The organism is Ectopseudomonas oleovorans (genome assembly GCF_003052605.1).
Classification (GTDB): domain Bacteria; phylum Pseudomonadota; class Gammaproteobacteria; order Pseudomonadales; family Pseudomonadaceae; genus Aquipseudomonas; species Aquipseudomonas oleovorans_A.
The window spans coordinates 32285-49971 of sequence record NZ_QASO01000095.1 but is presented as its reverse complement, the minus strand read 5'-3'; the positions used below and the strand labels follow the sequence as shown (position 1 = coordinate 49971).

The following is a 17687-nucleotide window of genomic DNA, read 5'->3' as shown; positions in this document are numbered from 1 at the left end:
GAAACTGCCAAAGCCAACGGGCAAGAGCCTTACGCCTGGTTGCGCCACATCCTTGAACGCCTGTCAGCGGCGAGCCGCGTCGAGGATTACGAAGCGCTGCTGCCGTGGAACTGCTCGCCAGCTTCTGCCTCTGCTTCCTGAAAAAACCGTCCGCCAGGACGGGGTTTATGGAGCGGTTACGAATTTTCCGGGCGGCAGGCCGTGCTGCTGCAGCTCATTCTGCAGCAAACGGTGGAAGTCGGAATCGAGCAGAGAGTTGGCGCTGAGGTTGACGTTGACCTGAGCCAATTGCGCCAGGTGCCGCGGGTTGGCGGCCAGCCAGGCGCACAGATGCTGGACGACCCAGCGGTCGATGGCGCCGAGAAAGTCATAACGCGCCGCTGCATCGAGAAATTGCGCCGGGCTGATCCACTCGCCACTCTGCGGATCGCGGTAGCGCAGCAGGACTTCGTAGTGCAGGCCGGCGGTGGCACTCTGCAGCGCTTGTACGGGTTGGTAGAACAGCTCGAAATGACCGCGTTCGCAGGCCTCGCGCAGGCGGGTAATCCACTGCAACTGGCGTTGATGTTCGAGCAGCGCGCCGTCTTCCGGGTTGAACTGGCACACGCGGTTGCGGCCCTGGTGCTTGGCCAGTTGGCTGGCGCTGCTGGCCCAGGTCAGTGCGGTCTCCCAGTCGCGCACGCCAGAGCCAAGGGCGAGCAGGCCGATGCTGGTGTGGAGACGGAAGGGGCGCCCCTGCCAGGTGAAAACGAACTGCTCGACGGCGCGGCGCAACTGCTCGGCCTGGCTCAGCGCAGCTTCGTCATCGACTTCACGAAGGAGAATGGCGAACTCGTCACCGCCGACGCGGGCCAGCTCGGCATGTCGCGGCAACTGGTGCGCGAGCTGGGTTGCCAATTGCCTGAGCAACTGGTCACCGGCGGAATGACCACAGAGGTCGTTGACCTGCTTGAAGCGATCCAGCCCCAGTAACAGCAGGTGGCTGAAGCGCCGTTTGGCTGCGCCGCTGAGCGTTTCCGAGAGCAGTCTTTCCAGCTCGCGGCGGTTGAGCAGGCCGGTCAGGGCGTCGTGGGCGGCGAGCTGTTGCAGGCGTTCTTCCAGTGCGCGGCGCTCGCTGAGGTCGACCACTATGCCTTCGATGAATTCCTGATGCGGACGCAGGTGCAGCGACAGGTAGACCCAGCGTGGCCGCTGTTCGAGGTCGTACAGCTGGCACTCGCAGCTGACTGCGCCAGCCTGCACGTCGAGTTGCAACAGCAGCCAGCGCCACTGGGTTTCGCCCACCAGACTCTGCAGTGACAGCTGGCTGAGATCGTCCGGCAGGGTCTCGCTACCGAGCAGACGCGCCAGGCTCGGGTTGGCGTCCAGCAGTTGGCCGTCGCGATGGCAGCGGAAGATGCCTTCGCCGCTGTGGCGAAACAGCGCCTGGTATTGCTCCAGATTATCGATGGCCTGCGCCTGGCTGCTCAGCAGCACGCGGCGTACGCGTTCCAGCTGCTTGTCGAGCAGGGCGCCGAACAGCAGCATGCTCAGCGCCGGCAGGTAGGCATACAGCGCATAGAAGCCAGCAGGTAGCGGAATCAGCCCGGCGCGGCTCAGCGGCACCAGCAGCATCAGCACCAGCGCAGCACTCCAGCACAGCAGATAGCCCGGTGCATAAGGGCGGCGCTGATAGACGCCGAGGATCATCAGCAGCAACTGATACAGCCCGGTGGCCAGCGTCAGCAGGTTGAGGGTCTGGTAGGCGTGGGGATGGTCGATGAAGACGCCGCCGATGCAGACCAGCAAGGTGGCACCGAACAGGGCATCGCGCAGCCAGCGCAGACGTCCCAGCTGCAGGCCCAGGGCGCTGGCGATGAACAGCGAGCTGAAGATCATCATCCCGGCGGTGGGTAGATTGATCAGCAATTTGGGCAGCAGCGTCCACTGCGGCCAGAGCAGGCCGGCAATGTTGTACAGGCTGGTGTTGTACAGCGCTACGCACAACGAGGTGAGGCTGAGGTAGGCCAGCTGCGCCTCGCGCAGGGTGCTGAACTTGACCAGATAGAACAGTGCCAGCGCCAGCAGGGCGCCGATCAGCAGGCCGCTCTGTAGCCAGCTGTAGGCGATCAGTTGTTGGCCCTGTTCGGCGCCGACCACCTGCAGCGGCAGGTTGATCGCCGAATGACTCTGCACGCGCAGCAGCAGGCTGTGCGGGCCATCGCCCAAGCGCGGCAGGTTGAGCAGAAACTGTGGATAGGGCTCGCCACGTTCGGCGAATGGACGTTTTGCGCCGCTGTACAGCGGGCCGAGCGACTGCTCGCCATCGAACAGCCAGACCTCCAGATCATCGAGGAAGGTCTGGCCGATGATCAGTTGCAGGCGTTCGGCTGGCGGTGTCTGCAATTGCACGGCGAGCCACCAGGCGCTGCGTGTATAGCCGATGCGGGCGGTACCCTGAACCTGGCGGCCCTCTTGCGCGATGCGCTGCAGTACCTCGCTGGCGCTCAGCTGGCCGCTGGGGTCTTCCAGCAGCAGGCTGTGCTCGATGCTCAGCGGCGTGGCCAGATCGGCAGCGCTGAGCTTGAGTAACGGCAACGCACTGGTCGCCCAGGCCGGCACGACGCAGGCCAGGCAAAGCAGCAAGATCAGTGAGCGAAGCGGTCGAAGCATCCTGGGCGCCTCATGGCTACTACGAGGGCGCCGAAGTCCGGTGGACGCTGTCAGGTCTGAGGAGCGGTCGCGCGCAGAGCCATTCTAGCCGACTACTGGCGCGATGATTGCGCTGCGAGTCTCATCCGTCTGGATCGCGCGACGAATGACGACTTACAGCACGTCACAAGTTTCTTGCGGTCAACGGTTGCGGTTACGCAGGTGTAACGACACTCTCTTTGCCCGAGTGTGACTTTGCTGAGTCGTGGCAGGCGTCAGAGTCCGCAGAATGGTCTGCCCTGCTGCACGAGCATGAATTGGACTATCGAGCTTTCAAACGCTGTGCCGGCCAAGTGCCGAGCCAGTTCCGCGACGGATGCAATTAACGCATGACCCAGTACGATCTGATTCTGGCCGGGGCCGGCCATGCCCACCTTGGCGTGTTGCGCCGCTGGGCGCTGGTGGAGCGTCCGCCAGGCCGCATTGGTTTGCTCAGCCCTGGCCCGGAAGCCTGGTACGCCGGTATGTTGCCGGGGCTGATCAGCGGCCGTTTCAGCCCGGCAGACTGCCGCGTGGAGCTGCAGCCGCTGTGCCGGGCGGCCAAGGTCGAGCTGATCGAGGGCGAGATCGCGTCGCTCGATGCCGATGCGCGCATCCTGCAGCTCGCAGACGGCCGAAGCCTGCAGAGTGAGTGGCTGTCGCTCAACGTCGGTGCCGGTATGGCCATTCCACCGCAGCAGGGCGAAGGGATGCAGGTGTTGGCCGCCAGGCCCATCGAGCGGATGCTCGAAGGCTGGCAGCAATGGCAGGCCGAGCCACGGCGCATGGCGATTCTCGGTGGCGGGGCTGGTGGTGTGGAGCTGGCCCTGGCGCTGGCCGGCAAGGTACCGGCGCTGGCGCTGTTCTGCGGCGGAACCCTGCTCGACGGGCTGGGGCCGGGGCTGCGGCTGCGCGCACTGGGGCATCTGCGTCAGCGCGGCGTGCAGGTGCGCGAGCATTGCCCGATCGGCCGAATCGAGGAAGACTGGCTGCTCAGTGGTGACGAGCCGGTATGGCGCGGGCGGCGCCTGCTACTGGCCAGCGGTGCGCGTCCCTGGTCGTGGCTGACGGCGAGCCAACTGGCCAGCGACGCAGCCGGATTCATCGCCATTCGTCCGACCCTGCAGTGCGAGTCCCATGCACAGATCTTCGCTGTCGGCGACAGCGCCAGCCTCGACGGCATGCGTCGCAGCGGGCGTTTCGCAGTGCGTCAGGCGCCGGTACTCAGCACCAATCTGCAGGCCGCGCTGCAGGGGCGCCCGCTGCGCCAGTATCGGGCGCAATGGCAAAGCCTGGCCCTGCTCGCCACCGGCGATGGCGGGGCGCTGTTCGGTTGGCACGACTGGAGCGCCGGCGGGCAGTTGTACGGGCATTGCAAGGACTGGCTGGACCGGCGCTTCGTCAAGCGCCATCGCATGGTGGGGTAGCAGGCCTGAAAACCCGGGCTACGGATGCACGGATGCACGGATGCTCGGATGCTCGGATGCTCGGATGCTCGGATGCTCGGATGCAGGAGGCCAGAGCCGAGGTGGTTTTTCAACAGCCTGCTAATGCCACTGAGTTAAGTGTCGATACAGCGAGTGTGTAGGTGCTGCGCCCGGTGCGGATTTTCTGCGAAAGGCAGCTATGGAAGCCTTGTTGAGCCTGATGGGGCACTGCCTAAATTCATGGCAGCTTGCTACCAAAGTTTTATGGTGCTGGCGCGTCCAAGCTGCTCGAATCCCGGTCATCGTGCCCGGCCTGCACACGCTTATTTTTCGTCGGGCCTGTCGTACACGTAGCCTGCTGCCCAGGTTGCGTGGGATATTCAAGGAGAGAACCCGCCGTGACCCCGTCCGTCTACAGCGCCTCGCCGCGCGCCAGAACAAGAACTCTGAGGTCGGTCATGCAAGCTGCCTTTGTCCGTTCACCGATCGCTTTCGTATTGCATGCCGTTGGCCTTGCCGGGCTGATGCTCGTCTACCAGCAGATGCAGTTGCCGCTCTACGTGAGCGTGCCGTCCTATCTGTTGCTGGCGTTATGGCCCTGGCTGGGACTATGGCAGCGTCGCGACGACAGTTCGCCCGCCGCGCAGCAAGTCGCCAGCACTGACTTCGTCGAGCTCAGCCGCGGGCTGTCGCGTCACACCTGCCACAACGCGCTGTCCGCAGCCAAGGTGGCCCATGCGGTCAAGCATCTGGCCGCTCGCCTGCAATCGCAGCTGACGGCGGTGCAGCAGGTCAGCCAGGCTGCCGAGGCCATCACCCACACCGAGCAGGACAGCGCCGCTCGTGCCGAGCAGACCCTGGCCGCGGCCCGCCATGTGCGTGATGCCAGCGCCAACGGTCAGGCCGAACTCAATCAGGCCATCGAACGCATGCAGCAGCTCAGCGCCCAGACCCTGGCCAGTCGCGAGCTGATCGATGGTCTCGGTAGCCGTACCGAACAGATCGAGCAGGTCACCCAGGTGATCCAGTCCATCGCCAGCCAGACCAATCTGCTGGCGCTCAACGCGGCCATCGAGGCTGCCCGCGCCGGCGAGATGGGCCGCGGTTTTGCCGTGGTCGCCGACGAGGTGCGCAACCTTGCCGCGCGCACCGCCAGCGCCACCGAGGAAGTCAGCCAGATGGTCGCCGACATCCGCCAGCAGAGCGCGGCGGTGGTCGCTCATATCCAGCGCCAGAGTGTCGAGCTGGAACAGGCCGCACAGCAGATCGAGACGGCCGGCAGCCACCTGCACGGCATCGCCGACCAGGCCGAGGAAGTCGAACAGCAGGTGGCGCAGATCAGCGCCGGCACGGCGGACAACCACCAGCGCCTGGCCAGCCTCTCGGCTGCCGCCCTGCAATTGCAGGACGATGTGCAAGGCAGCGAAGGGCAGACGCGGCAACTGGCAGACGCAGCCGAACAACTGGTGGGCCAGGCCGAGACCGTCAGCGAGCAGCTCGCCGAAGTGGGCCTGGATGATTACCACCAGCGCGCCTACGACCTGGCCCGCGAAGGCGCCGCCGCCATCGCGGCCCAGTTCGAGCAGGACCTGCAGGCCGGTCGCATCGGCCTCGACGATCTGTTCGACCGTCGCTACCAACCAATCGCCGGCACCCAACCGCAGAAGTACCGCACCCGCTTTGACCAGTACGCCGACCAGGTGTTGCCGGCGTTGCAGGAGCCCTTGCTCAAGCGCCATGAAGGGCTGGTGTTCGCCATTTCCACCACCCCGGAAGGCTACGTGCCGACCCATAACGCTGCGTTCAACCACCCGCCCAGCGGCGACCCGGCCGTCGATGCCACCCGCAGCCGCGGTAAGCGCCTGTTCAATGACCGCACCGGCATTCGTTGCGGCAGCCACAGGCAGGCGCTGCTGCTGCAGACCTACATGCGCGATACCGGCGAGCTGATGCATGACCTGTCGGTGCCAATCATGGTGCAGGGCAAGCATTGGGGTGGTTTGCGCCTGGGCTATCGGCCGGAGCCGTAGGATGCGTTGTGCGCACTGCTGTCTGTCGTGTGGGTAATGGTGCGCACGGCGCACCCTACGGGTCGATTTGGTTTGCATGGGCGGGATTGTTTAGCCAGCGCATAACCAAACGTATGAAAACCCCGATTTAACGCACGTCAAACCCTGTGCGACGCTGCCAAGCCATGATCTCCCTGGCCTGCCAAGTCCATGTTCCGCTGTACCGCGCGCCTGCGCGGCGGCGCTTGTTGGAGCGGCTCAACCCGCTGCTGACCATCATCCTCGCCTTCTGGGCGCTGTGGCACTGCCGCCACGCCCGCCCACCGGACGCCGTCCCCGCCCGCTGACACCGATGGCTGCGCCATGTCCGCAGCCGCTGATGCCCATTTGTCTGCCTGTGCAACCTGTTCACGAATCGAACGGGCCGTGCGGACACCGAGCGCCCAACTGGCGCAAGCGAGTGCGATATGACGACTTTCGCCCCCGTGCAGGAAGCTCAGGACTTCCTGACGAACAATCCCGATATCGAGCTGATCGAGCTATTCATTCTCGACGCCAATGGCGTGCCGCGCGGCAAGCTGCTGCACCGCGAGGAACTGCTGGCGCTGTACCAGAGCGGCCGGCCGCTGCCGAGCACCATGCTCGGCCTGTCCATCCAGGGCGAGGATGTCGAGGACTCCGGCCTGGTCTGGGAGGTAGGCGATATCGATTGCCGCGCCTATCCGCTGCCCGGCAGCTTGGTGCGCCTGCCCTGGCGGCAGATGCCCACCGCCGCCGTGCAGGTGTCGATGCACCCGACCGAAGGCCTGCCGGCCACGCCGGCCGATCCGCGCCAGCTGCTGATCCGCGTGATCGAGCAGCTCGAAGCCGAGGGCTATTACCCGGTGATGGCCTGCGAGCTGGAGTTCTACCTGCTCGACCAGAAACGTGATGCCGAGGGTCGCCCACAGCCAGCGTTGGACGCCGATGGCGGCCGCCCGCGGCAGACCCAGGTCTACGGCCTGCGCGAACTGGAGCAGATCGAACCCTTCCTGCGTGATCTCTACGCCGCCTGCAAGGCGCAGGGCATTCCGGCGCGCACGGCGATTTCTGAATACGCCCCCGGCCAGGTGGAGATCACCCTGGAGCACGGCCCGGTGCTGGCGGCGATGGATCAGGCGGTACGCTACAAACGCCTGGTCAAGGGCGTGGCGCACCGCCACGGCATGCAGGCCTGCTTCATGGCCAAGCCGTTCGACCATCTGGCCGGCACCGGCATGCATATGCATGTGAGCCTGGCCGACGCGCAGGGCAACAACCTGTTCGCCAGCGAGGATCCGGCAGGTACGCCGCTGCTGCGCGAGTCAGTGGGCGGCATGCTAGCCAGCCTGCTCGACTCGCTGCTGCTGTTCTGCCCCAACGCCAACTCCTACCGACGTTTCCAGGCCAACAGCTATGCGCCGCTGGCGCCAACCTGGGGTGTGGATAACCGTACCGTCAGCCTGCGCGTGCCGGGCGGGCCCGCCAATACCCGGCATGTCGAGCATCGTATCTGTGGCGCCGATGCCAACCCTTATCTGGCGGCGGCGGCGATCCTCGCCGGGATTCACCGTGGCATTCGTGACCACCTCAATCCCGGTGCGCCGATCGAAGGTAACGGTTATGCCCAGGCCACGGAGTACCTGCCGACCCAGTGGTCGGCGGCGATCCAGGCGCTGGAGCGCTCCAGCTGGGCGCGTGATGCCTTTGGTGCCGAATTCCTCAAGGTCTTTCTCGCCGTCAAGCGTGCCGAGTATCGCCAGTTCATGGGCGAGGTCGGCGAGCAGGATTGGCGTTGGTATCTGAGCAACGCTTGAGGGCATGAATTGAACAGCTCGCGGCTAAAGCGGAGTGCCGCCCAGCCGTTCCTACGAAGCGTGCACCCCCTGTAGGAGCGGCTTCAGCCGCGAATTCTCCGGATTTACTGGTGCGCACTGCCTAGGCGGCCCCGCGACACCCAACGGCGGTGCCGCCGCTACAAGGATTCTGCAATGAACACGATCAAGCAACCCGTCAAACCCGCCGCCGAGCGCGCGCCGTCCTACTACTCGGCCTCGCTCAACTTCGAGAGCGACTACCCGACACTGCAGGGCAGTGTCACCGTCGACGTGGCCATCATCGGTGGCGGTTTCACCGGCATCGCCACGGCAGTGGAGCTGGCCGAGCGCGGCCTCAAGGTGGCCGTGGTGGAAACCAACAAGGTCGGCTGGGGCGCCAGCGGGCGCAACGGTGGCCAGGTCACCGGCAGCCTCTCCGGCGACGAGGCCATGCGCAAGCAGATGCGCAACACGTTGGGCGATGAAGTGGACGACTTCATCTGGCACCTGCGCTGGCGCGGCCACGAGATCATCAAGAGCCGCGTGGCCAAGTACGGCATCGACTGCGACCTCAAGCACGGCCACCTGCATACGGCAATGAAAGCCAGCCATATGGACGAGCTCAAGGCCACCTACGACGAAGCGCTGCGCCGTGGCATGGGCGATGATGTGACCCTGCTCGACGCCGCCGGCGTGCGTGCGCAACTGGGCAGCGAGCTGTACTGCGGCGCGCTGAAGAACACCCGCAACATGCACCTGCACCCGCTCAACCTGTGCCTCGGCGAGGCCAAGGCCGCCGAGAGCCTGGGTGCGCTGATCTTCGAACACTCCGAGGTGCTGGATATCGTCCACGGCCCGCGCCCGGCGGTGGTCACCACCGGCGGGCGGATCGAGGCCAAACAGGTGCTGCTGGCCGGCGATGTCTACCACAAGCTGGAGCGGCGCAAGCTCAAGGGCATGATCTTCCCGGCCATGGGCGGCATCGTCACCACCGCGCCGCTGGGCGCCGAGCTGATCGAGGCGATCAACCCGCATGACCTGGCGGTGTACGACTGCCGCTTCGTGCTCGACTACTACCGCCTGACCGGCGATGGCCGCCTGCTGTTCGGCGGCGGCGCCAACTACTCCGGGCGCGACTCACGGGACATCGCCGGCGAGCTGCGCCCGTGCATCGAACGCACCTTCCCGCAGCTCAAGGGCGTGCAGATCGATTTCCAGTGGAGCTGCGCCATGGGCATCGTGATGAACCGCATCCCGCAACTGGGCAAGCTGTCGAGCAATGTCTGGTACTGCCAGGGCTACTCCGGCCATGGCGTGGCCACCAGCCACATCATGGGCGAGATCATGGCCAAGGCGATCACTGGCGACCTGGAGCAGTACGACACATTCGCCGCCTGCAAGCACATCAAGGTGCCGCTGGGTGACCAGCTCGGCAATCCGATGCTGGCGGCGGGCATGTGGTACTACCAGATGCTGGAGAAGCTGCGCTGAGTGCCGCAAGTCCTCACCTGTGATGGGTCGTTTTCCTAAGGCGCAGTATTGTGACTGCGAGGCGTAGTGGCGGGGGCCGGCTGCTCTTCGCGTTCGCTGATGAACGTCACCGGCTGCGAGCCATCCGCATTGAGCTGAAGGATGCGCTTGGGGCGACCCTGCTCGTCGAAGAACACCTGGCCGAGGCCGGCGCTGTTCCACAGGCGTTCACCCGAACGGCTACGGTCGGGGATCAGCGGGGTGACGCGCATGCGGCGGCGCTTGGTCAGCCAGTTGAGCGGCGACCAGGGCGCGTAGAGCCAGCGGTTGAGGCGGTCGAACCAGTCCAGCAGGTCGGCCGGGAATTCGTTCTTGATACCGCTGCTGGTGATCTGCCAGATGGTCGGGCTGGCGCGCCGGTGGCGGATGTTCACGCGGTAGGCGAAGGAGTAGTGCACGTCGCCGGAGAGAATGACGAAGTCCCCCGGCGTACGCGAGTGGCGGAAGATGTTTAGCATCACGCTGGCCGCGCCGCGATGGGCCATCCAGTTTTCCGCATCGACCATCAGCGGGTGGCCGGCGTAGGTGAACAGCTTCTGGATGCCCTCGATCAGCTTCACGCCGAACATCGGCGCCGGCGAGACGATGATGCAACTGGGGTGATCGAGCAGTGCCTGTTGGAAGTCGCACAGCGCCTCCCAGTCCATCAGCCCCGAGGGTTTCGACAAATGCCCTTCGCTGCGCCAGCGACGCGTGCGGGTGTCCAGCACCAGCAGCGCGGGCGTGGTCGGCAGCACGTAGTGCCATTGCTCGAAGTGCAGCAATTGGTCGATCAGCGCGTCCTGCGCTGCGGCCCGCAGATGCTCGTTCTGCCGCTGCTGCAGCAGGTCGGCAAAGGCCTGCAGCGGCTCATCGAATACATCGGGGTTGTTGCCCCAGCCCTGGCACAGCAGGTAGGCAAGCAGGGCGTTGCCGATGATGCGTTTGGAGAACGGGTGGCCGTAGGCGGTCTGCTCCCAGCGTGCGGAGAGGTTCCAGTCATCGGTGACGTCGTGGTCGTCGAAGATCATCAGCGTCGGCAGGTGGGCGAACACCCGTGCAGCCTGGCCGAGGCTCTGGCGGAAGGCATCGATGCGTTCGCGCTCACGGGCATAACGCTGCTGCTGTTCTGCGCTCAGCGGCGGCGGCTGTTCGCTGATCAGCGTCCAGGGCACTGGCGACCAGACCAGCAGGTACATGGCGATCATCTCGGCGAAGGTCACCAGATGGTTGTCGGCGCTGCTGCTGGTGAAGACGGGTTTCTCTACACCGCCGAAGAACCTGTCGCGCAGGGTCTGGTTGCTCTTCACCGCCGGCAGCAGGTCGGCGCGCTGGTAATAACCCACCGGGTTGGCGTAGAGCGCCTGGCTGTCTTCGACCACGGCGCCTTGGAGAAACTCGTCGAACAGGCCGAGGCGGGCGATCAGTTGGTGGATGGCGCAGAGCAGCGGCCCGGCGACGTCATCGACGTAGACCTGATCGCCGCTCATCAGCAGCAGCGCCGGGCGTTGCCTGGCGTCGTGAGGCTCGGCCAGCAGGCGGTCGGCGCAGAGCAGGCCATCCGTCGCGGCGTGATGCGGTTTGCGGCAGGAGCCATGGAGCAGCTGGTCGACCCGCGCGCGCAGGACGAAATCAGCGTGCTCAGCGCCGTTGTAGAGCAGGTGCGGCGCCCAGTCGCGCATGCCTTTCGCGCCTGCGCTGTCGATGATCTGCAGGTCGTAGGCGATGCGCGTGTCCTGCGGCAGTGCCTGTTCGAGCGGCAGGTCGATCAGGTGCAGCACGGCATGCCGGCCCAGCGGCAATTGCCGGCAGTGATCGTCCAGCGCGTGCAGGTGCGGCGCCTGGTCGTCGGGGCGCAGCCACAGCTGCAGGCGCAGCGCGCGGCTGGCCACCAGCCACAGCACCAGGCGGCCGGGTTCCATGCGGCGCAGTAGCGGGCCGGCGAGGACATCGGGCAGTGCAGTGGCGGTGACGGGCATCGAAGCAGGCATCCTGTGGCAAGACTGGCCTTGGACAGTGGCGCAATGCTGGCGGTTCAGCCGGCCAGCTGGCGCAGGCGGTGGAGGTCGAGAATTTCGATTTCGCCGTAGGTCAGACGGACCACGCCCTGGGCCTGCAGCTCCTTGAGAATCTGATTGGTGGTCTGGCGCGACAGCGCGAGCATCAGCGCCAGCTGTTCCTGGGCCAGGTGCAGCACCCGGCGCGGCTCGCTCTCGCCATAGTTCTCGGCCATCAGCAGCAGGCGCCGGGCCAAACGTGGCGCCGCCGGCAGCAGGCTCATGTCCTCCAGGGCGACGAAGGCCAGGCGCAGCTTGTGCGTCATCAGCAGGGCGAAGTCGCGCCAGTACTGCGGCTGGCATTCGAGCAGGGCGAGCAGCTCGTGCTGCGGCAACAGCAGCAGGGTGCTGGCGCTGTCGGCGAAGGCGTCGTGGGTGCGCGGCAGGCCGTCGAACAGGGAGATCTCGCCGAACCAGTAGGGTGGCTCCACCAGCGTCAGCAGCGCCTCCTTGCCGCTCTCGCTGACCGCACCGACGCGCACCGCGCCTTCGACCACGGCGTACAGGCCGCAGGGTTTGTCGCCGCGGTGGAACAGGCGCTGCCCGGCCTCCAGACGCTGCACCCTGGCCATGGCCAGCAGCGCCTGGCTCAGTTCATCGGGCAGCGCGGCGAACCAGTGACCCTGGCGTAGCAGCGCGAGATAGCGGTGTGGATCGGGCATCGCAGCTCCTGTCGGCTGTTGCGGTCGGTACGGCGATCCCTGCCATTGTCGGCTAGCCGACAGAGCGGTGGCACGGGCCGCGGCGATCATGAGCGGGCCTGTTCCACAGCTGAGGACGATAACAATGAAAACCCTCGTCGATCATCTGGCCCAGTATGCGGCCTACCATCGCGACCGGCGCAATATCGCCAGTCATTTCATCGGCATTCCCATGATAGTGCTGGCCGTGGCGGTGCTGCTGTCGCGGCCCGGCTTCGCCATGGCCGGCCTGTGGCTGGCACCGGCCACCCTGGTGGCGCTGGTTTCGGCCTGGTTCTACCTGCGCCTGGATACCCGTTTCGGCCTGCTGATGGCGGCGCTGCTGGGCCTCTGCCTGTGGGCCGCTGCCGGCCTGGCGCAGGCCTCCACGGCGCTCTGGCTGAGCACCGGCATCGGCCTGTTCGTGGTGGGCTGGGTCATCCAGTTCGTCGGTCATTACTACGAAGGGCGCAAGCCGGCATTCGTCGATGACGTCATGGGCCTGGTGATCGGCCCGCTGTTCGTGGTCGCCGAACTGGCCTTCCTGCTCGGCCTGCGCAAGGAAATCGAGCATGCCGTGGTGGAGATCGCCGGGCCCACCTGCATTCGCGAGAAGAAGGCGCTGGCCTGAGCCGGTCAGTTAAACGTAGATACGGAGCGCATGTAGGAGCCAGCTTGCTGGCGATCCGGCGGCGTGATGATCATCATCCCTGCTGACGAAAAGCATCGCCAGCAAGCCGGCTCCTACGATTGCTCTGCACGGTCGCGGGGCTAGAACATTTCCATCCACTGTGCCGTCATCGAGCGTGCATGGCGGTCCACGGTGATGGGTGCGAAGGGACGGCCGGAAACGCTCTGCAGGGTGTTGCTCTGGCTGTTCATGTCGGCCAGCGCCGCACGCAGGTAACTCCAGCGTGTCTGTAGCTTGCTCACCTGTGGGTCGGATTGGTCCTTGAGTGCCTGCAGTTCACTGTCGATGGCCGGCAGCAGCAGGCGTTCGTCCTGACCGAGGTAGGTGCCGGGCTGCTCGCGGGCGATCTCGAAGGTGCCCAGGTAGGAGCGGCTGAGGTATTGCACGCTGAGGTATTCGATCTTCGCCGCCAGCTCGCTCTGGCCCTCGGCGCCGGGTAGGGCGCGTGCGGCGCTGAGAAAATCGCGCAGGGCACGGCTCAGGTCTTCGGGGAAACGCCAGGGTACGTTCTCTTCGCCGGGGCCATAGGAAACACCGTTGCGCAATTGGGTAACGAGTGCCTGATGGGCGCTGGTAAGTGCGGCGTTGCCTTGCGCCAGGTTCTGCATGGCACCCGCCAGCGCGGTCAGGTCGGCGTCCAGGCGCTGCTGATGGGTCTTCTGGAACCCTTCGCCACGTAACAGCATGAGGCTGCTGGTGGCGCGGCTGGCGTGTATCTGAATTTGCTCCTGCGGGCTGACGGCCTCGGCGAAGGCCATTGGCGAGAGCCCGACGAAAAGTCCGAGCGACCAGAAAAAAGCATGGCGCAACAGTGCTTTACAGCGCATCCGGGGTGCTCCTTGTTATTGTTTTGAGCAGGTATGCAGTGGGCAGCGTCAATGACGCAGCGCCAAGACTACTGCGTCGGACGCCCTGTAGCATGACCCAAAAGAGTGATTTCGTCGGAAATCGCTACCGTTCAGGTGCTGTTCGCCAGATTGCGCAGGTACTCGGCGCTGAGCAGGCGATTGCGCTCGCGCAAGGGAATCTCCAGCTGCTCGGCGAGATGCAGCAGCATCTCGCGGCTGGGTCGGGCGCGTCTGGTTTCGACGAAGCTCAGGTGGCGGGTGGATATCTGTGCCTCGCAGGCGAGGTCGAGCTGGCTCAGGCGGCGCCTTTGGCGCCATTGGCACAACAGGGCGCCGGCGGTCTGGGTATTGTTCATGGTCAGCACGATAGTTCAGCCAGGTCATGTCAGCCATTACCTGGCAGGTAATCGACGCCCCGCGCGTTTCGGCGAAATCTGTAGGCCAGGCACCGCCCCGGTGCCGCTACGGAGGATTCGCCATGAACGCACTGCAACCCACCCCGATGCTGCGCAACACCCTCTTGCTCGATGGCCTGCTCAGCGGTGTCACCGGCCTGCTGCTGGTCTTGGCGGCCGGCTGGCTGGGCGTCTTGCTCGAACTACCGCGCCTGCTGTTGCTGGTCGCCGGTAGCGCCTTGCTGCCCTTCGCAGCGCTGCTGGTGTGGTTGTCCAACCGCGCCGAAATCAGCCGTCAGGCGATCTGGGTGGTGATCGCGGTCAACGCGCTATGGGTGATCGACAGCCTGCTGGTACTGGTGATCGGCAGGGTGTCGCCGAACCTGTTCGGCTACGCCTTCGTTATCGCTCAGGCGCTGGCGGTGACGCTGCTGGCCGAGCTGCAATGGTTCGGCCTCAAGCACTCGCAGGCTGCCGCCGTTTGATGGTCAGGCTCAGAGACCGCGCAGCGCCAGTTCTGCCCCAAGCAGCAACAGGCCGATGAAGAACCAGCGTTTGAAGCGCTCCGCGCTGATGCGTTTGCGCAACCACTGGCCGCCGGCCATGCCCAGCAGCATCGGCAGCGGGCTGCGACCGTCGCACAGCTGCCAGATGTTGGTCACCATCGACGGGATGATCAGCAGCGCGGCGGCCTGCAGCTTTGTAGGGTGGGCTTTAGCCCACCAAATAAAGGCTGAGCTCTGTTTCGGTGGGCTGAAGCCCACCCTACGCCCACCTTACGTCCTACCCTACGAAGAGCTACACCTGGGCGCTGACCGGCTTGCCACCCTTGGGCTTGAAATACAGGGTGGTACCGCGGGCGAGGTTGTCCAGGCTGACGTGATCCTTGGCTACCTCGGCCTCGATCAGCTCGTCCTGGCCTTCGACCTTGAGGGTGATGCGGGTGATCGCGCCGAGCAGACGAATGTCGCGCACCTCGCCGGCCTTGTGCTCCGGGCTCGGTTCGCTGGACAGGTCGACTTCGTGCGGGCGGAACAGCACGTGATGATCGTTGCCCACATACAGGCGATTGGCATCACCGAGGAAGTGGTAGACGAAATCGCTGGCCGGGTTTTCGTATACCTCGGCCGGCGTGCCGATCTGCTCGATCACGCCCTTGTTCATCACCACGATGCGGTCGGCCACTTCCATGGCTTCTTCCTGGTCGTGGGTGACGAACACGCTGGTCAGGTGCACGTCCTCGTGCAGGCGCGCCAGCCAGCGGCGCAGCTCCTTGCGCACCTTGGCATCCAGCGCGCCGAAGGGTTCGTCGAGCAGCAGCACTTTCGGCTCCACCGCCAGGGCGCGGGCCAGGGCGATACGCTGGCGCTGACCGCCGGAGAGTTGTTCCGGGTAGCGATCGCCGAGCCAGTCGAGTTGCACCAGGTTGAGCAGTTCGTGCACTTTCTGCTGGATCACGTCTTCGCTCGGGCGCTCGCGCTTGGGCTTCATGCGCAGACCGAAGGCGACGTTGTCGAACACCGTCATGTGGCGGAACAACGCATAGTGCTGGAACACGAAGCCGACATTGCGATCACGCACGTCGTGGTTGGAGACGTCTTCGCCGTGGAACTCGATGGTGCCGCTGTCCGGGGTTTCCAGGCCGGCGATGATGCGCAGCAGGGTGGTCTTGCCGCAGCCGGACGGGCCGAGCAAGGCGACCAGTTCGCCGCTCTGAATATTCAGGTTGATCTCGTTCAGCGCCTTGAACGCATTGAAGTTCTTGCTGACGTTGCGGATTTCGATACTCATGTTTTATTCCTCGCCCGCACTGGCTTTCAGGCGGTTGATACGGGATTCGCTCCACTGCTTGAGCAGCAGGATGAACAGCGCCAGAAGCAGTAGCAGGCTGGCAACGCTGAAGGCGGCGACGTGATTGTATTCGTTGTAGAGAATCTCGACATGCAGCGGCAGCGTATTGGTGTAGCCGCGTATGTGTCCGGAGACCACCGATACTGCGCCAAACTCGCCCATGGCCCGCGCGGTGCACAGCACCACGCCGTAGATCAGGCCCCATTTGATATTGGGCAGGGTCACGTGCCAGAACATCTGCCAGCCGTTGGCACCGAGCAGGCGCGCGGCCTCTTCCTCCTGCGTGCCCTGTTCCTGCATCAGCGGGATCAGCTCGCGGGCGACGAAGGGCACGGTGACAAAGATGGTCGCCAGGACGATGCCGGGCAGGGCGAAGATGATCTGGATGTCGTGCTCGCGCAACCAGGGGCCGAAGAAGCCCTGGGCACCGAACAGCAGCACGTAGATCAGACCGGCGATCACCGGCGACACCGAGAACGGCAGGTCGATCAGGGTCACCAGAATGCTCTTGCCGCGGAACTCGTACTTGCTCACGCACCAGGCGGCGGCTACGCCGAACACCAGGTTGAGCGGCACGGCGATGCCCACGGCGAGCAGGGTCAGTTTCAGGGCGCTGATGGCGTCGGGTTCGAGGATCGAAGCGACGAACACGCCGGCGCCCTGTTTGAGCGCCTCGGTCGCCACCACGAACAAGGGCAGCAGCAGGAAGAAGGCGAACACCAGCCAGGCCGAAATGATCAGCAGGCGGCGGCCCAGGGCGTTACCGCGGCGCGCGGCATTGTTGGCGGCGCTGGCCGTCAGGGTTGCAGATGACATGCCTGGCTCCTTAAGAACGGCTGATGCGGCGCTGCAGCAGGTTGATCAGCAGCAGCAGGATGAACGACACCACCAGCATCAGCACGCCGATGGCGGTGGCGCCGGCGTAGTTGTACTGGTCCAGCTGCACCATGATCAGCAGCGGCAGGATCTCGGTCTTCATCGGCATGTTGCCGGCGATGAAGATCACCGAGCCGTACTCGCCAACGCCGCGGGCGAAGGCCAGGGCGAAGCCGGTCAGCCAGGCCGGCAGCAGCGCCGGCAGCAGCACGTGGCGGGCCACCTGCAGCGGCTTGGCACCGAGGCAGGCGGCGGCTTCCTCGACTTCGCGCGGGATGTCGGCCAGCACCGGCTGCAGGGTACGCACGACGAAGGGCAGGGTGACGAAGGTCAGCGCCAGGGTGATGCCCAACGGGGTGTAGGCGATCTTGAAACCCAGGGACGTGGCGAACTGGCCGATCAAACCGTTGGGCGCATAGAGCGCGGTCAGGGCGATACCGGCAACGGCGGTGGGCAGGGCGAACGGCAGGTCGATCATCGCTTCGATGATCTTGCGACCGGGGAAGGTGTAGCGCACCAGCACCCAGGCCAGCAGGGTACCGATCACGCCGTTGATGATGGCAGCGAGAAAGGCGGTGCCGAAGCTCAGCTTCAGGGCGGCCAGCACGCGCGGTGAGGAAATGATTGCCCAGAACTGATCCCAGGTGAGCTGGGCAGCGTGGACGAACATGGCACCCAGGGGAATCAGCACCAACAGGCTGAGGTACACCAGGGTGTAACCCAGCGTCAGCCCGAAGCCGGGTATGACGGGGGAAGTGCGGCGAGACATGCAAGCTCCTTGGTAGGGCGGGTGGAACCCGCCACTGGCTGCGACGATCTTGCGGCTGCATCCGCCCTAC

At 65.2% G+C, this 17687-nt stretch carries 15 protein-coding genes and 2 pseudogenes; 8 read left to right on the top strand and 9 right to left on the bottom strand.

The window, feature by feature from the left end:
• Nucleotides 1-141 (top strand): transposase domain-containing protein (locus DBO86_RS15750; protein ID WP_146173178.1); only part of this gene is annotated, 141 nt, incomplete at its 5' end.
• A gap of 24 nt (nt 142-165) precedes the next feature.
• On the opposite strand, the gene DBO86_RS15745 is transcribed toward DBO86_RS15750, so the two are convergent.
• Nucleotides 166-2652 carry a diguanylate cyclase domain-containing protein gene (locus DBO86_RS15745; RefSeq protein WP_244185565.1) on the bottom strand — a complete coding sequence of 829 codons (2487 nt, stop codon included), beginning with the start codon at nt 2650-2652 and terminating at the stop codon, nt 166-168.
• A gap of 368 nt (nt 2653-3020) precedes the next feature.
• Here DBO86_RS15745 and DBO86_RS15740 point away from each other — a divergent pair, with 368 nt between their 5' ends.
• The 5 genes from DBO86_RS15740 to DBO86_RS15725 all read left to right on the top strand — a co-directional run bounded on the left by DBO86_RS15740 (nt 3021) and on the right by DBO86_RS15725 (nt 9432).
• Entirely contained in the window at nt 3021-4097 is a 1077-nt protein-coding gene (locus tag DBO86_RS15740; protein ID WP_108234179.1) for an FAD-dependent oxidoreductase, read from the top strand.
• Nucleotides 4098-4555: 458 nt separating this feature from the next.
• Nucleotides 4556-6127, top strand: coding sequence for a methyl-accepting chemotaxis protein (locus tag DBO86_RS15735; RefSeq protein ID WP_167399135.1), 1572 nt, complete (start codon nt 4556-4558; stop codon nt 6125-6127).
• A gap of 146 nt (nt 6128-6273) precedes the next feature.
• On the top strand, nt 6274-6453 hold the full coding sequence (locus tag DBO86_RS25900) for a hypothetical protein (RefSeq protein WP_074682196.1): 180 nt from the start codon (nt 6274-6276) through the stop codon (nt 6451-6453).
• 120 nt (nt 6454-6573) lie between these two features.
• Nucleotides 6574-7941, top strand: coding sequence for a glutamine synthetase family protein (locus DBO86_RS15730; RefSeq protein ID WP_108234178.1), 1368 nt, complete (start codon nt 6574-6576; stop codon nt 7939-7941).
• A gap of 174 nt (nt 7942-8115) precedes the next feature.
• Nucleotides 8116-9432 (top strand): NAD(P)/FAD-dependent oxidoreductase, encoded by a 1317-nt coding sequence (locus DBO86_RS15725; protein ID WP_108234177.1) that lies wholly within the window; start codon nt 8116-8118, stop codon nt 9430-9432.
• A gap of 35 nt (nt 9433-9467) precedes the next feature.
• Here the strand turns inward: DBO86_RS15725 and DBO86_RS15720 are convergent, their stop codons facing one another.
• Together DBO86_RS15720 and DBO86_RS15715 are read right to left on the bottom strand one after the other, a co-directional pair.
• Nucleotides 9468-11429: a metallophosphoesterase family protein gene (locus DBO86_RS15720; protein WP_108234176.1), complete on the bottom strand. Its 1962-nt coding sequence runs from the start codon at nt 11427-11429 to the stop codon at nt 9468-9470.
• Between the two features lie 56 nt (nt 11430-11485).
• Nucleotides 11486-12169, bottom strand: coding sequence for a Crp/Fnr family transcriptional regulator (locus tag DBO86_RS15715; protein ID WP_108234175.1), 684 nt, complete (start codon nt 12167-12169; stop codon nt 11486-11488).
• A 124-nt stretch (nt 12170-12293) separates the two neighbouring features.
• On the opposite strand from DBO86_RS15715, the gene DBO86_RS15710 reads away from it, so the two are divergent.
• The gene (locus DBO86_RS15710) at nt 12294-12818 is read left to right on the top strand and encodes an Mpo1 family 2-hydroxy fatty acid dioxygenase (RefSeq protein ID WP_108234174.1); all 525 of its coding nucleotides are present in this window, start codon (nt 12294-12296) and stop codon (nt 12816-12818) included.
• Nucleotides 12819-12958: 140 nt separating this feature from the next.
• Here DBO86_RS15710 and DBO86_RS15705 read toward each other — a convergent pair whose 3' ends face one another.
• Nucleotides 12959-13705 carry a hypothetical protein gene (locus tag DBO86_RS15705; protein ID WP_108234173.1) on the bottom strand — a complete coding sequence of 249 codons (747 nt, stop codon included), beginning with the start codon at nt 13703-13705 and terminating at the stop codon, nt 12959-12961.
• Nucleotides 13706-13869: 164 nt separating this feature from the next.
• Nucleotides 13870-14082: pseudogene (locus DBO86_RS15700) on the bottom strand (helix-turn-helix domain-containing protein); the annotation flags it as partial.
• Nucleotides 14083-14204: 122 nt separating this feature from the next.
• Between DBO86_RS15700 and DBO86_RS15695 the strand changes: the two are divergent.
• A complete protein-coding gene (locus DBO86_RS15695) occupies nt 14205-14606 on the top strand; it encodes a hypothetical protein (protein WP_104727146.1) in 402 nt (133 codons plus the stop codon).
• A 9-nt stretch (nt 14607-14615) separates the two neighbouring features.
• Here the strand turns inward: DBO86_RS15695 and DBO86_RS25895 are convergent.
• The 4 genes and pseudogenes from DBO86_RS25895 to cysT form a co-directional block, all read right to left on the bottom strand.
• Nucleotides 14616-14744: pseudogene (locus DBO86_RS25895) on the bottom strand (sulfite exporter TauE/SafE family protein); the annotation flags it as partial.
• Between the two features lie 175 nt (nt 14745-14919).
• On the bottom strand, nt 14920-15912 hold the full coding sequence (locus DBO86_RS15685; RefSeq protein ID WP_108234172.1) for a sulfate/molybdate ABC transporter ATP-binding protein: 993 nt from the start codon (nt 15910-15912) through the stop codon (nt 14920-14922).
• A 3-nt stretch (nt 15913-15915) separates the two neighbouring features.
• Nucleotides 15916-16788: a sulfate ABC transporter permease subunit CysW gene (cysW, locus tag DBO86_RS15680; RefSeq protein WP_108234171.1), complete on the bottom strand. Its 873-nt coding sequence runs from the start codon at nt 16786-16788 to the stop codon at nt 15916-15918.
• Nucleotides 16789-16798: 10 nt separating this feature from the next.
• The gene (gene cysT / locus DBO86_RS15675) at nt 16799-17617 is read right to left on the bottom strand and encodes a sulfate ABC transporter permease subunit CysT (protein ID WP_108234170.1); all 819 of its coding nucleotides are present in this window, start codon (nt 17615-17617) and stop codon (nt 16799-16801) included.
• Between the last annotated feature and the right edge of the window lie 70 nt (nt 17618-17687).

Coding starts and splice junctions, on each gene's coding strand:
- DBO86_RS15745 (WP_244185565.1), bottom strand. CDS start 2,652: ATGCTTCGACCGCTTCGCTCACTGATCTTGCTGCTTTGCCTGGCCTGC.
- DBO86_RS15740 (WP_108234179.1), top strand. CDS start 3,021: ATGACCCAGTACGATCTGATTCTGGCCGGGGCCGGCCATGCCCACCTT.
- DBO86_RS15735 (WP_167399135.1), top strand. CDS start 4,556: ATGCAAGCTGCCTTTGTCCGTTCACCGATCGCTTTCGTATTGCATGCC.
- DBO86_RS15730 (WP_108234178.1), top strand. CDS start 6,574: ATGACGACTTTCGCCCCCGTGCAGGAAGCTCAGGACTTCCTGACGAAC.
- DBO86_RS15725 (WP_108234177.1), top strand. CDS start 8,116: ATGAACACGATCAAGCAACCCGTCAAACCCGCCGCCGAGCGCGCGCCG.
- DBO86_RS15720 (WP_108234176.1), bottom strand. CDS start 11,429: ATGCCCGTCACCGCCACTGCACTGCCCGATGTCCTCGCCGGCCCGCTA.
- DBO86_RS15715 (WP_108234175.1), bottom strand. CDS start 12,169: ATGCCCGATCCACACCGCTATCTCGCGCTGCTACGCCAGGGTCACTGG.
- DBO86_RS15710 (WP_108234174.1), top strand. CDS start 12,294: ATGAAAACCCTCGTCGATCATCTGGCCCAGTATGCGGCCTACCATCGC.
- DBO86_RS15705 (WP_108234173.1), bottom strand. CDS start 13,705: ATGCGCTGTAAAGCACTGTTGCGCCATGCTTTTTTCTGGTCGCTCGGA.
- DBO86_RS15695 (WP_104727146.1), top strand. CDS start 14,205: ATGAACGCACTGCAACCCACCCCGATGCTGCGCAACACCCTCTTGCTC.
- DBO86_RS15685 (WP_108234172.1), bottom strand. CDS start 15,912: ATGAGTATCGAAATCCGCAACGTCAGCAAGAACTTCAATGCGTTCAAG.
- cysW (WP_108234171.1), bottom strand. CDS start 16,788: ATGTCATCTGCAACCCTGACGGCCAGCGCCGCCAACAATGCCGCGCGC.
- cysT (WP_108234170.1), bottom strand. CDS start 17,617: ATGTCTCGCCGCACTTCCCCCGTCATACCCGGCTTCGGGCTGACGCTG.